Here is a 16,373-nt window from a genome sequence, read left to right as displayed (position 1 = left end):
TCTTCGACAGCAAACTTCGGAAAGTCTTTTGGATTTTCAAAATAAAATAATCTATTATTTTGGTAGTCTATTTTTTAAAATGGGAATTGGCTGAAAAATAAAACCTGAAGCAAAGCTTCAGGTTTTATTTTTTTATTTATTGCGATTGGATGTTTATGGTTGCTGCTTTTAGGCCGTCAGCGGTAGCTTTAATGCGAATGTTGCCTTTTTCTTTGCTGCTTTTTACGACGAGCATTGCGCGACCTTTCCACGCTTTCCTGCTTTTATCGGTATAGTTGTCTTCGTCTTGTAGGTTTGCATTGTCCACGGCGATAATACTTCCGGTACCTTCAATGCTAAACGTAATTCTGTTTGCTGCGTGGGGATTTAGTATACCTGTTGCGTCAGCAACTTCAACGTTAATGAAGGATAGATCTTGACCGTCGGCCTTAATGTTCTCCCGATCGGCAATCAAACGGATTTGTTGTGCTTCTCCGGATGATGTCAGCACATACTCATCGACTTCTTTTCCTTGTACAACACCGACCGCACGTATTTTCCCAGGTTGGTATGGAACGGTAAAACTGGCTTTAAATTCGCTGTTGGCAGCTGTAGTTTTTTCAGCTATAAGTTGTTCATTGATATATAAACGCACCGCCGGATATCGGGAATAAACTTCGACCTCGATATCTTTTCCATCATGTCCTGGCCAGGTCCAGCTTTCCCAGGTTGGCCATACCGACCATAATGTCTCTTTAATTTCACCAAAATAATGGTTGGGTTCTTTGACCGCCATATAGAGTTTCTTGTTGTCATTGTACAATAGGTCGCGATAGTGGGAAATGGGTTTTCTTTGACCAATTAGATCGATGTCTCCACAATAGGCACCATGCCAAGGGTAAATATCGCGTTCATAGTGCTGTCCCTCAGTTTCACCTGCATAGTAGTATCTGCCAATGCCAGATTCTCCGAGGTAGTCCATCGCAGTCCAAACAAAATCACCTATGATGTAGTTGTTGTCATTTACCAGTTTCCAATTGGCGAAAGCGTCTCTTGGATAGGATTCTGTCTGTACGATAACGCGTGATGGGACACGTTGATGATCGGAAGGTGCCCGGTGCAATTGATAGTTGTAGCCCCCGATATCATGCTGTGCAAACAAGGGATCGAATATTTCCCAGTCTTTGTCCCAGGTGGTGATTGCGGAGGTGACCGGCCGGCTAGGATCGAGGCTTCGTACCAATTTAGCAAGATCCCCCGCAGTGGTTACTGCTTGGGCTTCTTTTCGTTCGATGATCTCGTTGCCCGTGCTCCAGAAGACAATAGCAGGATGGTTGCGGTCGCGAAGTACCATACTTGTTATGTCTTGCTTCCACCATTTGTCAAAGATTGTGGCATAATCATGGGGATTCTTGCCAGTCCGCCATCCGTCGAAAGACTCATCCATTACCAGTAATCCGAGTTGATCGCAAGCTTCTAAAAAAGCTTCGGATGGAGGGTTGTGAGATGTTCTGACGGCATTGAAGCCTGCTTTCTTCAATATTTCGGCTTTTCGGTATTCGGCACGGTCGTAGGCTGCAGCTCCAAGGGCTCCATTGTCGTGATGGACACAGCCTCCGTTTATTTTGATCATCTTTCCGTTTAGTTTAAAGCCGTCTTCTGCACTATAGGAAATCGTGCGGACGCCGAAGGGTATCGTTTGTTGATCGATCAGTTTGGTGCCTTCCAAAATACGTAAACGAGCACTGTAAAGGTGGGGCGATTCTGGCGACCAGAGTTTGACCTGTTTTATTGCGATATCTTTTTCTTTGATTTCGTTGGAAGATGGAGGAAGGGTAATCTCCTGGCGCTCTTGTGCAACTAGTTGCTGTTGTTGATCGAATATTTCATAGTGTAGTTGAAGTTTTTTTGCACCGTTGGTTTTATTTTGCAGCTCTGTAGCAACATGAATGCTAGCTTGGTCTTTATCAACATCTGCGGTGCTGATAAAGGTGCCCCAGGTGGTAAAATTAATCTTTGGAGTGGTTATCAGGTAGACGTGTCTATAGATTCCGGAACCGCTATACCAGCGACAGTTCTTTTGTTGTGCGTTGTCTACTTTGACGGCAATGATATTTTGTTTTCCGTAGTGTAGGTGCGGCGTAATATCAATCTGGAAAGAAGAGTAGCCATAGGGACGAGCTCCCGCTAACTGGCCATTCACGTATATTTCTGCATTCATGTAGATACCTTCAAAGTAAAGTTGCAGATTTTTTCCTTGTTGGCTCTTGTCAACATATAGATTCTTACGATACCATCCTATTCCTGTCGGAAAGTAACCACCATCATTGCCCGATGGGTTCTTCGGATTTACATTGCCCTCGATGGACCAGTCGTGTGGAAGGTCCAGTTTTCGCCACGAATGATCGTCGAACGAAGTTTGTGATGCATTCGTGACATCTCCCAATGTGAAGCGCCAATTATCATCGAATAGGACTTTTCGCTTGTCGCCCCGATCGGGTTGCCCATATACCGCAATTTGGTTAACGAGTAGGCAGATAGAAATCAATAGGAACGTGAAAATAATGCTGCGTTTGTGCATAATCAATAGGCTTGTTATTTATTTCGGTTATTTTGTATAAATGTTAAATGTACAATTAATAGTTTAAAGCACAAATTGGCTTTCGCAGTCAACTGGTCTATAAAGATGAGATATAGGGATCGGTTATATACATTTATATTAACAGGATGTGTTTTTTTCGATTTCGTCTTGCTTCTTTGTATAGAGCTGTTCAATCAGTACCATGCAAATAACCAGGATGGGCGTTGCTAAAATGACTCCCCAACCGCCAAGCCAAATCCCCATAAATACTTGCACAATAATTAGAAGTGCCGGTGGGGTATTGATAAGTTCTTGTTGAACGAGAGGTGTGATAAAGTTACTTTCTAATAGTTGTACGAGGCAATAGAGGCCGATAACCCACACAGCCATGATAGGAGATTGGGAGAGAGCAACCAATGCGGCAGGAATGATAGCCATGATCGGACCGAAGTTGGGAATGAAGCTGAGTAATCCGGCGATCAGCGCAAGGATAAGCCACAGGTCGATGCCCAGGAGGACGAGCCCGATACTGGTCAGGACGAATACAACTAACATGGAGAAGAGCATGCCCTTTAACCAGGATTTGAGATTATCAGCTGTCAAATTGACGATTTTTGTTCCTTGTTTGCGTGCACGTCCGGGCAATAGTTTGACCAATCCCTTTTTGTATTGTTCGGGCGAGACGGTGAAAAATAGACCGATAAAAAGAACGACATACAGGTTGCCTAAGAATCCGAAGGTGCTATTGAAAAAGCTGCCAACGATTGGTGAAGCTTTTTGTAACATTTCGGCCGACTTGATCTCATCATATGCCGTTTTTAAGGTGTTATTTTTCTGGATGTATGCACTGGCGTCCTCGATGAGTGCAGGTAATTTTTCTGAAAACTGTGCGGCTTCATTTGAAATTCTTGATCCTATGAAAAAGAAAACGGCGCCTAGAAAGGCAAATGTTGTTAATATAGAGATTCCTAAAGACCATTTTTTCGAAAGGTTGAATTTGCGAGCGATCATGCCTGCAAATCCATGAAAATAGGTGGCAATGATAGCACCTGCAAGTATGTACAGAAATACTTGTACAGCTTTCCAGAAAAGTAACAACAAGACACTTACGAAAGCCGCAATACCCACGGTAGTCCATACTTTGGAAACAAAATTGTTGTCATCACTCGGAAGCAAATTCATCTTCTAACGTTTTAAGGATACCAATTGTTGAATTGTCTGATGTGAACAAATGGTATCCTAAAATGTTTTTTTCTTATGCGTTCAAGCGATTAAATTTGCACTTTGTATCGTAGGAATTAGTTTAATTTAGTTCTATTTATTTTGATACTTTTCGCAAGATGAATACAATGCCAGAATGTTTGTTTTTTCCTGAATAAGTGTCTGTATAATCTAAAGTTTCTACGAGTTCGAATTGATTTTGGGCCATGTAATTGAGTACCGCGGCATAAGATGTTTTGTTTGTGAGGATATTCGAATAGGTTTCGCCAGCTTGTATTTGTTCATCGGTATCACCGAAATCTACGGTAACCTGTAGTTTTTTTGAAAAGGATTTCCCCTCTATTATTACATAAGCGTAAGAGAAATTATCGGTTTCAATAGAGGTTGATAGCATTGTTTTTGCTTGCTCCTGAGAAAAGGAATTTAGACTCAACGTCGTACAAAATAGGGTTATAAATGCATTTATTGCCGCTCTTTTTATAGGTTTTGTTGTCGGAATCATAGGGTTGTTCTTGTCTGTGAATTAAATGTTTATCTTAAAAATAGAGATCTTTCTGATACGATCCAAAAATAGTTCGGTGGTATATATACTGTTTTTTTTTAATCAGCGTTAAGTAATCCATGCGAGTATCAACGAAAGTAAGCCAATAAGTAAGCAAAGTGGGGAAAAGTATTGGCTGTCGTTTCGACCGAAAGCTGTAGCCCTGTATTTTTTGAAAAATCCAACATATTTGAATTCGCCGACTGCGCGCAAAGTAAATACGATCGAAATACTCCAAAGTCCATTTCGTTGTAGGAAGTTAGAGCCAACTACTGAATTAAAATCTGAATAAAATGAATTAATAAAGACAACCATTCCGAAAAAAAGAAGTCCTAGAGCAACAATAGCCGTGCCCAAAGGTCTTGGCGTGAACAGCGGTATTTGATCGTCTTTAGTCGGAATGACAACCTTATTTCCCCATTGTCCGCCAAATGCCCAATAAAAGTGAATAGCAGATAGGAATAGAAAAATAAGAATTAGCATGCTGGCGAGGAATGGTATCATAGAAGATAGATTGAAAAATATACGTATAACAGCTTTACTGCTAAAGATAGCTTTTAATGTAGCAACGACGAAATTACAGCTGTTTTTAAGCTGATGTTTTGTGCGTTTCGGTAATCTTATTTGTGTTTTTTTGTTTTTTCAGGTTGTTGATATATAACGGTTTAATTTTTTCTTTTGTTAAATTATTTGAAATTAATCTAAATAAGGCTTAGTTTTGTTGCCAATATTTTTTAACCCCTAAGCAGAACAAAAGAATGTCGGAAATAGATGGTGATTCATTTCGCCTGATTTACGAAACATATTGGGAGAAAGTCTATAGGTATGCCTATAGGGTTCTGGACGATAGACCGATTGCAGAGGATATTGTGCAACAGGTCTTCGTGAGCTTATGGGAGCGTCGTGAATTTCTGCAACTTGAAAATGCGGAAGCTTATTTGATCAAGGCTGTAAAATTTGCCTGTTTGACCGAAGTGAAGAAACGACATCGTTTTTGCGAAGCGGATGAATTTGTAATGAAGGGTACCCAATCCGATACGCAAACAGATGACCGGGTTTTGGTTAAAGATCTGGAAATGACAATCGAGAAGTTCTTAGGGCCAATGGCAGATAAATGCAAGAAAATCTTTCGTATGCGTTTTGAGCAAGGGTTGGACAATCGGTCTATCGCTTCTCACCTGGAACTATCTGAAAAAACGGTACGTAATAAACTCTCTGCGACGATCAGTGTGATTCGCGATAAGTTAAAAACAGAAGGGTACAAGTAGTGCATGGGATGGTATCGTTCCCGTTCTCTGAAAAAAGGAAAAACTTAGTTTTTCCTTTTTTTATGGCTAGGCTTAAAATTTATGTTATTGATTATTAGTTTTTTATGTAAAATTCTAATTTTTATTTAGAATAAATCGGGACAATCTTGCCTTGTCTTATACTGTCTCTACAAATGAAACAAGGTATAGATCCCGATATAGTAAAAAGGTATTTCGATAATACCTGTTCTGAGGAGGAACGAAAGTTAGTCGAAAAATGGTTGGATCCGACAGTTATGTGGAATTCGGATCATTCGCCAATAGCAACTAAAGGAAATCCGAAAGAGCTTATCTGGTCGGGAATTGTAGGGCAGATTCATGTGAAACAGCATGGTCGGACTAAAATGATCCGTTTTACGAGATATGTGGCAGCAGCGGCTGTATTGCTTTTTGTGACGTTTTCTGCCGAGGATAATGCATTCTTTGCTGTTCATACCGATTCGGATGCTTTAAAAATCGAAAAGCTTTATCAAGCTGGTGATGAGCATCCTGAATATACTGCTGTTGATGTTTATCGTGTTTCGAATGAGGCGAACACTGCCGTTCACATGACGACAAAGGCGAATGGCCGTGTGTACAAGTTGGCTCAAAATAAGACCTATCTGACCGTTCGATTGGAGGGTGATCCTGGAGTTGTTGGCGATCAGATCTTAGTGCTTTCTCCGGAGCAGTTGGAAATGATCCCTGATGTGCCTTTGGCTAGACAATTGGCAACCGTTGTTAACCGTGAAGAAAGAGAATCAACAACCCTCAATTATTTATAATTCTTACTATGAAATTTATACAAGTACCCGTGCTGTTGTTTTTATGCACGGTGTTTAATGCCTTTACATTTGCCCAAGAAAAACAATACGGCGAAGTGTCTGGATATGTCAAGGATACTTTTGGAAACTCGGTTTCCAATGCAACGATCAGCGTGCAGAATGGGGGAGAGTCTACGCAAGCCGAGGGTGATGGTTTTTATAAATTGGAAAGGTTGCCATTACGCAATCAGGTGGTTTTGGTTATCAGTGCGGTGGGGTATAGTACCGAAACAAGAACGTTGCATGTTGCTGATCGGAAAAATATCCTGGATGTGGTCTTGAAAGAAGATCGGAAGGCTATTGACGAGGTTTCGGTAGTCGGAAAGTCGGAAAATGAACGACGCATTTACGATATCAAACGTTCGGGCTTCGATGTGAGTGTGATCGACCTGAATAAATATGCGAACGAAGCGGCTAATCTAACGCAGGTGTTAAAGCGAGCGACGGGCGTGACGATCCGTGAGGACGGGGGATTGGGCTCGAACTTTGTGTTTCGGATCAATGGCCTGGATGCGAAAATATTTATAGATGGTGTGCCCATGGATAATTTCGGTTCTTCGATGTCTATCAATAACATTCCGGTCAATCTGATCGATCGGGTGGAGGTCTATAAGGGAGTAGTGCCAGCTTTCTTGGGCTCGGACGCTTTAGGTGGAGCTGTGAATATTATTACCAAACGCCGGGCGAGACCCTTTTTGGATTTAAGCTACACTACGGGTTCATTCAATACACACCTGGCTTCGTTGGTCAGTACGTTTACGAACCCTAAAAACAATCTGTCATTTCGTATGAATGCTTTTTACAATCATTCGGACAATGATTATATGATGTATACGCAAGAGAAATATGGTATTCTTCTGCAGAACACGATTAATAGTAAACCTATAACGATAGATAAAGCCAGAAGGTTTAATGATGCATTTACATCAGGGATGGCACAGCTGGAAGTTGGCTTTCGCGACAAATCTTGGGCAGATCAGTTTTACGTAGGCTTGAGCTATTCGCAAGATCATAAAGAGAACCAATTAGGGCTCTCGCTTAGCTCCGTAACTGGAGGAAAGTGGTCTGAGAGTAATTATTTGATGCCGACATTGAGTTATAAGAAAAACAACTTTATCGTCGATCGCTTGTTTGCGGATGTGTACGCCAGTTATAGCCATGATATCAAACATGTAAAAGATACAGCTACCTACAATTACGATTGGTCTGGCGGATGGGTATCCTATTCCGAACCTGCAATTGCTGCAACACCTCAGCATACGAAATTTGATGTTAATAATTACTTGGCACGTGTCAATTTGAATTATGATTTTGATGCCGAACGCAATCAAAGCTTAAATCTGAATTACAATTATAACAGCGGTCATCGTACGGAGTATGATATGATAGCTGCTTATAACCAGGTTAAATTACCTTCAAATTTAGGTCGGCATATTATAGGTTTGTCCTGGCAAAATCAATGGTTCAACAAGCGCTTGTCGAATGTGTTGGCGCTTAAGTATTACCGATTGGATGCGAATCAGGTAACCGATTCGCGGAAATATAATGGCAACAATGAGGTGGTCAGCGGAGAGATTGCCTATGATGCGAAAGCGTGGAATTATTATAGTGTCAGTTTGGCTTCACGTTATCGTATTACGCAGGATGGGGGATGGAAACTCTCTTATGAGCGTGCTTATAATCTACCAACACTCGAACAGCTTTTTGGAGATGGGCTGAACGTCACATCCAATTGGGATTTGAAGCCCGAACGCAGTGATAATGTGAATACAGGATTTTACTACAATACATTTATCAACGAAAATCATTTCATCAATGTGGATGCTACGGGGTTCTACCGCTTAGCTGCGGATTATATTCATTCGAAAGCGGTACAAGTGGATGGGGATGATGTACAACAGTATTACAATGAGGCAGGTGTAAAGCTTTATGGCTTTTCTGCAGAGGTGAAATACGGTTATAAGGATTTGATTGCGGTGACGATCAACGGATCGTATGACAAAGCGATAGATAATAAAAAGTACACAGACGATACGAATCAGCAAGTAAGCTTGAACTACGGGTATCAATTGCCTAATAGACCTTGGGCATACGGGAGTATGGACGTTAGTTTAATCCAGAACGATTGGTTTCAAAAGGGAACTCGTGTACAATTGTCTTACTTATCGCAATATAGCCATTGGTTTTACTTAAGTGAGGCACACTTGGGCTCCTTGGCTTCCAAAGACCATATCCCTTCGCAGACTATTCATTCGGCAGTTTTGAGCTATTCGTGGAGCCGCAATAAATATAACATTTCCTTTGAAGGACGCAACCTTACTGACGAAAGGGCCTACGACAACTTTCGCTTGCAGAAACCGGGACGTGCCTTCTACCTTAAGTTGAGATTATCATTAATGTAATAATAAATTAAGTATATATTATGAATATTAAACAATTACTTGCTACTTGCCTAACGGCAACCGCTTTATTTACATCTTGTAGTGATTCGCCAGATGGAGGTACGCCAGAGCCTATTGATACAAGCAGCAGTTTGTACAGTGTGTGGGTGACTTCTGCTTCGGGTTCGTACCTGTTGACGACAAATGATTTGATGAAGGATACGTTATTGACGCCGCAAGGCAATAAAGGAATTGACATCACATCACATTTGCCTGCGGCGTTCTATGCAATCTATGCCTACAACTACGATGGTAAATTTTATTTGTCGAACGATGGTACGCGCTTAAGCCAATTTGAAGTGCAAAATGGGTCTCAATGGAAAGAAACGAATTCGTATATCTTTGGATCTACTTTTTACATTGGTAAGGTATTAGACAATATTAGTACGACAGATGAATTGGTGATGACGAAGACTGCGGGTACAACGAACAAAACAAAAAATGTACTTGAACAGCCTATCTATTTTATGAATACGTCTACGTTAAAGATTAATAAGACGCTGAATATCGAAATTCCGATGATTAATTACGTGCCTAAACAAGCGGGTACGCAGACAAATGATGATCCATATATCGTGCCTACAAGTTTCACGGTGCGTGGAAATCAATTATTTGTTGGGCATAAATACAGAAGCAACATCACGAAAACGGATATTATCGATACAGCCTATGTGTACGTATGTGACTACCCGGCGTTGACAAATGGTAAAATTATTAAGACGGCTAATGGTGGATTTACAGCAGGTCACTGGGAGGTGAATAAAACAACGTTCTTGGATGATAATAACGATTTGTACATCATGACGAGACTTGTTGGAACTTCTAAGTATGGTTTGGTACGTATTAAGGCTGGCGAATCGGATTTCGATAAAGATTACTTCTTTGATTTGAAGGATTATAATGTGTTCACCAATTCGGCTTCTACGATCCAGAAATTGGGCAACGGTAAAGCTTATATTGCTCCTTATGTGGTAGATCCGGCAAACAAAAAGATTATTGCCGACTTACGTATCCTAGCGGGTGGTGGCGAACCGAAAACAACGATGAACTTCATGGAAAACGGCAAGTTGTACGATGTTTTCAAAACGGATGAGTCGAAATGGTTTGTGTTTGAGTATGATCCGGAAACGAATACAATGCAACGTGGTGCGGAAATTGACTCGGGTGTAACTTGGGTATACCACGTGAATAAGTTAAAATAAACCGATTTGTTATTTTGAGTGAATAAGTTGTGCGTGTATCGCGTACAACTTATTTTTTTGTCCGCAACCTAAAGATTGATGATTGGCAGATTGGGTCTTGAATGCTATTCGATCCTGATTTGTTGCCGTAAAACCACATTGTAATGGCTGTAAAAGAAAAGAAGAATAAGAAAATAACCTTTCGTTCGGTAAACAATTTCCTACACCTCTGGTTCGGTTTAATTTCCGGAATCATTATCGTTGTTATTTGTTTGATGGCCTGTCTCTGGGTTTTTCATACAGAGATTACGGATCTACTGATTCCTAAGAAAGAAAAGCAGTTTATTGCAGCTCGTTACGAATCGCTGTTAGCTCCTTCTGAAATAATTGCCATTGCGGATTCGCTATATCCACAAGAGACGGTACGCGGAATTACCTATACGAGGGATTCGCCGGTTTCGTTTACGGTCAACGTGAAAGCTAACGATACGGCGAAACGAGCTGAGCCTCAGATCCACCTTTTGCATCCTTATACAGGGGCATATTTGGGGTTAAAAACGGAAGATACGTCGGAGGAGGGTGTGCTCCGGGAAAAATTAGAAAGTTTTTTTGCGTGGACATTGCAGGGACACCGTTTCCTTTGGCTTCCTCGTGATATCGGTCGACCGATTGTCAACTATGCAACTTTGGTATTCAGTATTACGCTGATCACCGGTTTGGTTTGGTGGTACCCCAAAAAATGGACGAAGTCGACGCGCGAAAAGAGTTTTACGGTAAAATGGAAAGCGGGATGGAAAAGGCTCAACCTGGATCTACATAACGTGTTTGGTTTTTATTCTTTTTTGTTGGTCCTCTTATTGGCCATAACAGGGATGTACTATGGTATTACCTGGTTTAATAAGGCTTTGTATTGGTCGACAAACTGGGGCGAAAGCCTTGCTGAACGCCGACCGATCAGCTCGGATACGACACAAATGCATGTGTTGCATAATTTTCCAAAGGCTTTTGATAAACAGATTGCGACGATTTTGGCGCAGTACAAAGATCCTTATTACTTAAACATCAGCTACCCCGATACTGCTAAGGCTGATGGTCCTATTTCGGTGTTTATTCGCAATAATATGGATAGGCAGTTTAACAATAGGTATTATTCCTTTGATCGTTATACGGCAGAATTTCTTCCGAACAGCGTTTCTTTATTTAATAAGGACTTTTACGAGTTGAATGCAGGTGAGAAATTTAGACGTTTAAATTATGATATACATGTAGGATCGATATGGGGACTGCCGACTAAATTCTTAGCTTTTTTTCTTACATTGATTGCAGGCTCTCTGCCTATTACCGGATTTATCATTTGGTATAATCGAAAATGGGGAAAGAAGAAGAAAAAAAAGAAGACAAACCCAGTTGTCAAAAATAATACAGATGCTTCGAATTCGACGGGAAGACAGCTGCCTCGGCTACGAAATATTCCAAATGTAACAACGGAAAATTCATAACGTACCTAAATTGCTTATCGGTTTAGGTGCTAATTCTACAAAATTTTTCTTATATTAGCTTGAAATGTATTGCAATACAGTGTGATGCATTTCAAGCTATCTAATGAATTTTAAATTATGTTGTTACCTGCCCTGTCCATTCTCTTTCGTGTCGTAAGTAAATTAACGCTTGTTTTTAGCCTTTTCCTTATTCTTGCATGTTCTAAAAATGAAGAATCAACGGCGTTGGTCGATCCGACTTACCATGACTTGACCGTTTATTCTGGTTTTGAGAGTGAGTTGGATATTTTGGCAAAAGACTGGCAGGTGGCTTATGTGAAAGATGCAAATACAGGTGCGCTGTTGCTTGATAGTACCGGTAATCCAATGGTCTTGGAAGAGTCGGGTATGGTAGAAGTTGAAGGTGGCTGGCTAGGATTGAGGCGCTTAGACGAGACTGGTCGTTTGTCCATTTGGATGAAAGAGAATTTCTCGGATAGCACCCAATCTATTCTTATTGGATTGTATGCTGCTGGAGAAACGGATGAAATTCGCATCACGCAGCATCGCGGTAAAAGTTATAAATTGGTACATCAGGAAGTCGAAGAGATAGAAGGATCCCTTACTTTTTATGAAAGTAATGAGGGATGTGTTCCTTTAACGATCTCGAACAATAGCAATGCTGTGAAGCCTATTTCTATTGATTCTGTTTTCCGCGACGTAAAGTCGCTCTCGACTTTTGAAAGTGATGACCGTGCTGCTTTCGACTGGGCTGCGGGGCAAAATTTGTCGATTTCGATGCTCGGGCTTGAGGATGAACAGGGGTTAGTTTGGTCAAGTCCGGTAGCTTATAAAGAAGGTACCACGGAAGAACTTTACCTGAATAGCGGAATTCAACAATGGTTAAATGTGAATCCGCATAGTAATATCGATTTGGAAGGTCGTATAACCTATGCGGAACGGGCTTGTAAGTACAGCTTTACGATTCAAAATGAAGAAACGGGTTACCGTTTTGTTGTACAAGGTGTTTGGAAGCAAAAGGCTGTTTTAACATCTCATACCATAATTAAGCGAGCATATTAATCTTTTATTTCTTCTGTTTTTCTGTTAAAATTGGATTGGTAGATTGTACAGTGTATGCGTAAGCTGTGTGATTTGTTGAAAAAAACACTAAATTTGGTTGTGATTCAATCCAATTGTTTCTGTCTAGGCTTTTAAAAGTAGCATCTTCGTGCTTTCGTTCTTATTTTAATTGTCTTTTCTCATTAAAGGTGTGGTTTTTAGAGAAATGGTTTGAAATTATTCGTTGGAGCTGTTTCAATATAATTTTCGCTGTTTTATTTTTGTTTTAAATCGTATTTTGTCGTGTTACAAGTTGGTAAATAAATAATCTATACATGAAAATAAATTTTTTCCGTGCTTTTTCCTCTTTGGTCATCGCTGTGTTGTTGCCATGGGGAAATACACAGGCGCAGGAGTCCCCTCAATGGATGCGTTATCCGGCCATATCTCCCGATGGACAGCATATTGCGTTTACTTATAAAGGCGATTTATATAAAGTTTCCGCGCAAGGGGGAGCTGCAACCCGTCTTACTTTTCATCAGGCGCATGATTTTATGCCGGTGTGGAGTCCTGATGGTAAAAAGATTGCGTTTGCATCGGATCGGTACGGGAATTTCGATGTGTATGTGATGGAAGCTGATGGTGGCGAAGCGTTACGGCTGACATTCCACTCGGCGGCGGAATATCCCTATTGCTTTACTCCCGATGGACAGCAGGTGGTCTTTGGTGGTGTTCGGCAGGATTTGGCAAGTCATCGCCAGTACCCTACGGGATCACAACCCGAATTGTATCAGGTATCGACAACGGCGGGTCGGGTAAGTCAACTTTTAACTTCGCCGGCTGAATACGTGCAGTTTAGCAAAGATGGGCAGAAAATGCTGTATCATGATAAAAAAGGTGGAGAAAACGAATGGCGTAAGCATCAACAGTCTTCGATTGCACGGGATATCTGGCTGTTTGATAAGAAAACAGGTAAACACCAAAAAGTAACATCATTTTATGGGGAAAATAGGCATCCTTTGTTTTCCAAGGATGAAAAGTCAGTCTACTATTTGAGTGAGGAAGGTGGTTCTTTTAATATACATAAGTTGAACTTGGGACAATCCGAACAGAATATGCAGCTTACGCATTTTAAGAAACATCCAGTTCGTTCCTTAAGTAGTTCGGCCGAGGGATTATTGTGTTTTTCGTATGACGGCGAATTGTATACCTATAAGGAGGGATCTCAACCGCAGAAAGTTAATGTGCAGATTAAAACACAGGCTTCAGCAAATCAAGATAGCTATATCGACATTAATTCGGGTGTAAGCGAGATGTCCATATCGCCCGATGGCAAGGAAGTTGCTTTTGTCGCTCGTGGTGAGGTGTTTGTCACTTCGGTGGATGGGAAGATGACGAAGAGGATTACCTCAACACCTGCTCAGGAACGTTTTGTGCAATTTGCACCGGATGGTAAATCGATCGTGTATGCAAGCGAGCGCGATGGTCGATGGCAGATTTTTCAGGCAAGTAGAGTACGTAAAGAAGAACCTTTTTTCTTTGCGGCAACCTTGATCGACGAGAAACCATTGGTAAATAATGAGAAGGATAATTATTTACCTCAATTATCGCCTGATGGGAAGAAGTTAGCTTTTATAGAAGATAGGCGGACATTGAAGGTACTCGATATAGGTACTAAAAATCAGGTAACTTTAATGACTCCCGAACAGCTCTTCCACATGCGGGATGGCGATCAGTATTTTTCGTGGAGCCCGGATAGTAAGTTGCTTTTGGCTAGCTTTCGGCCTACGATGGCCAATAGTGAGGTCGTGCTACTGGATGCAGAGGGAAAAAATAAAATGATTAACCTGACGAAGAGTGGCTACGATGATATGAAACCGCAATGGGTGAATGAAGGAAAGCAGGTATTGTGGTTTAGCAATCGTGATGGTATGAAAAGTCATGCTTTTAGCGGTGGTTCTCAGCTGGATGTGTATACACTTTTTCTGACGAAGGACGCTTGGGATCGTTACAACTTGAGTAAGGACGATTTTAGTTTGTTGAAGGAATTGGAGAAGGTGAACAAAAAGGATTCTACGGATAAGAAAAAGGAAACGAAGGACTCAACTAAAATCGCGGAGAAGGCAAAGTCTGTAAAAATTGATTGGGAGGGAATCGATTTTCGTAAAGCGCGATTGACAATCCATTCTTCTTCTTTGTCGGATGCGTTGTTGGCGAAGGATGGTGAAAAGCTTTTTTACTTATCCCGCTTTGAGAAAGGTGCGAATCTTTGGAGTACAAATTTACGTACAAAGGAGACGAAAATGGAAATTGCACTGGATGCTGCTGGTGGTAGTATGGAGTGGGATAAGGAGCAGAAATCTATTTTTTTATTGACCGGAGGACGCATTACAAAGATTAATCCGGAAAGCAATAAACGGGATGTAATCCAGATTGATAGTGAAATGGAGCTGGATAGGGATGCTGAATTTAAAGATGCTTTTAATCATGTGTGGCAACGTACAAAGAAGATGTTTTATACGCCGGATATGCACGGAGCGGATTGGAACGCATTGCGTATAGAATATGCGAAATACCTACCTTATATTAGTAATAATTATGAGTTTGCCGAGATGCTTTCGGAAATGCTCGGTGAACTGAATGTTTCGCACGCTGGCGCTCGGTACTCGGGTGGTTCTGCAAACGGTGATGCTACTGCTGCTTTGGGTATTTTTATGGATTACGGTTATCAGGGAGATGGTATCCGCATAGAGGAGATCATAGCAGGAGGGCCACTGGATAAAGCTTCCTTTGCTATTGCTCCAGGATCGATCATTGAAAAAATTGATGGGAAATTGATTGCTAAAGACAGGGATGTTGCAAGGTACTTGAATCGGAAAGCCGATAAGTTTACGCTGTTGGAAATTTTTGACCCTAAAACAAATAAGAGACAACAGTTGACGATAAAACCTATTTCTTTAGGTGAAGAGGGCGCTTTGCTTTACCGTCGCTGGGTGAAAAAGAATCAGGAGGAAGTTGAACAACGCAGTAAAGGTAAATTGGGCTATGTTCATATTTCGGGAATGAACGATAACCAGTACCGTAATATGTACGAAGAGATGATGGGTAAATTTGCAGATTGTGAGGGTGTTATTGTGGATACGCGTTTTAATGGTGGTGGGGATCTGGTATCCGATCTGGCGATGTTTTTTACCGGTGAGAAGTTTTTGGATTATGCTACGGCTGATCGTTCGGTTGGATACGAGCCTACTTTCCGATGGATAAAGCCTACTTTGGCTATGTTTAACGAGGCGAATTACAGCGATGGACACTGTTTTTCTTGTGGATACACCGACCTTGGTATCGGAAAGACTGTGGGGATGCCTGTACCTGGAACTTGTAGTTTTGCAGGTTGGGAAGGATTGCCGAATGGTGTTGTCTGGGGGGCGGTACCTATCAGTGCTAAAAATAAGGCTGGTGAATGGCTCGAAAATAATGAAACGAAGCCTACATTTGAAGTGAAAAACCAACCTGACGTGATTGCAAAAGGAATAGATCAGCAGTTAGAGAAAGCTGTAGATGAACTTTTGAAAGAGGTAAAGTAAAGGCATGATTTTTTGTAAAAGGCCCCAAAAAGATTTTCTTTTTGGGGCCTTTTGTGTTGTTGTACTATACCCAAGCTGATAGGATATGATCGCTATAAGAAGAAGTTGGGGGATTTTTCTTTTTTGAACAAACAACTCCCGAAACCTGTGTTGTTTGGGAGTTGTCTTTTCAGGATACCAGATCGTGAGGCGCTA

General features: G+C 41.2%; 11 protein-coding genes. 7 read left to right on the top strand and 4 right to left on the bottom strand.

The window, feature by feature from the left end:
• Positions 1–136: 136 nt before the first annotated feature.
• From ACSZOX_RS17440 to ACSZOX_RS17425, 4 genes are all read right to left on the bottom strand, one after another.
• Entirely contained in the window at positions 137–2,560 is a 2,424-nt protein-coding gene (locus ACSZOX_RS17440; RefSeq protein ID WP_437921439.1) for a sugar-binding domain-containing protein, read from the bottom strand.
• A gap of 138 nt (positions 2,561–2,698) precedes the next feature.
• Positions 2,699–3,742 (bottom strand): AI-2E family transporter, encoded by a 1,044-nt coding sequence (locus ACSZOX_RS17435; protein ID WP_437921438.1) that lies wholly within the window; start codon positions 3,740–3,742, stop codon positions 2,699–2,701.
• Between the two features lie 136 nt (positions 3,743–3,878).
• Entirely contained in the window at positions 3,879–4,283 is a 405-nt protein-coding gene (locus ACSZOX_RS17430; protein ID WP_437921437.1) for a hypothetical protein, read from the bottom strand.
• A 108-nt stretch (positions 4,284–4,391) separates the two neighbouring features.
• The gene (locus ACSZOX_RS17425; RefSeq protein ID WP_437921436.1) at positions 4,392–4,826 is read right to left on the bottom strand and encodes a DUF3995 domain-containing protein; all 435 of its coding nucleotides are present in this window, start codon (positions 4,824–4,826) and stop codon (positions 4,392–4,394) included.
• Between the two features lie 254 nt (positions 4,827–5,080).
• On the opposite strand from ACSZOX_RS17425, the gene ACSZOX_RS17420 reads away from it, so the two are divergent.
• The 7 genes from ACSZOX_RS17420 to ACSZOX_RS17390 all read left to right on the top strand — a co-directional run bounded on the left by ACSZOX_RS17420 (position 5,081) and on the right by ACSZOX_RS17390 (position 16,178).
• Positions 5,081–5,590, top strand: a complete 510-nt coding sequence (locus tag ACSZOX_RS17420; RefSeq protein ID WP_437921435.1) for an RNA polymerase sigma-70 factor — start codon at positions 5,081–5,083, stop codon at positions 5,588–5,590.
• Positions 5,591–5,763: 173 nt separating this feature from the next.
• Positions 5,764–6,393, top strand: coding sequence for a hypothetical protein (locus ACSZOX_RS17415; protein WP_437921434.1), 630 nt, complete (start codon positions 5,764–5,766; stop codon positions 6,391–6,393).
• Between the two features lie 8 nt (positions 6,394–6,401).
• Complete coding sequence (locus tag ACSZOX_RS17410; RefSeq protein ID WP_437921433.1) at positions 6,402–8,834, top strand: TonB-dependent receptor; 2,433 nt, start codon at positions 6,402–6,404, stop codon at positions 8,832–8,834.
• A 20-nt stretch (positions 8,835–8,854) separates the two neighbouring features.
• Positions 8,855–10,075, top strand: a complete 1,221-nt coding sequence (locus ACSZOX_RS17405; RefSeq protein ID WP_437921432.1) for a DUF4374 domain-containing protein — start codon at positions 8,855–8,857, stop codon at positions 10,073–10,075.
• Between the two features lie 143 nt (positions 10,076–10,218).
• Positions 10,219–11,553, top strand: coding sequence for a PepSY-associated TM helix domain-containing protein (locus ACSZOX_RS17400; protein ID WP_437921431.1), 1,335 nt, complete (start codon positions 10,219–10,221; stop codon positions 11,551–11,553).
• A gap of 117 nt (positions 11,554–11,670) precedes the next feature.
• Positions 11,671–12,615 carry a hypothetical protein gene (locus ACSZOX_RS17395; protein ID WP_437921430.1) on the top strand — a complete coding sequence of 315 codons (945 nt, stop codon included), beginning with the start codon at positions 11,671–11,673 and terminating at the stop codon, positions 12,613–12,615.
• A 314-nt stretch (positions 12,616–12,929) separates the two neighbouring features.
• Positions 12,930–16,178, top strand: a complete 3,249-nt coding sequence (locus tag ACSZOX_RS17390) for a S41 family peptidase (RefSeq protein WP_437921429.1) — start codon at positions 12,930–12,932, stop codon at positions 16,176–16,178.
• Positions 16,179–16,373: the final 195 nt, after the last annotated feature.

The organism is Sphingobacterium sp. LRF_L2 (assembly GCF_965644235.1).
Taxonomy (GTDB): Bacteria; Bacteroidota; Bacteroidia; order Sphingobacteriales; family Sphingobacteriaceae; genus Sphingobacterium.
This window is presented reverse-complemented; position numbering and strand designations above follow the sequence as displayed.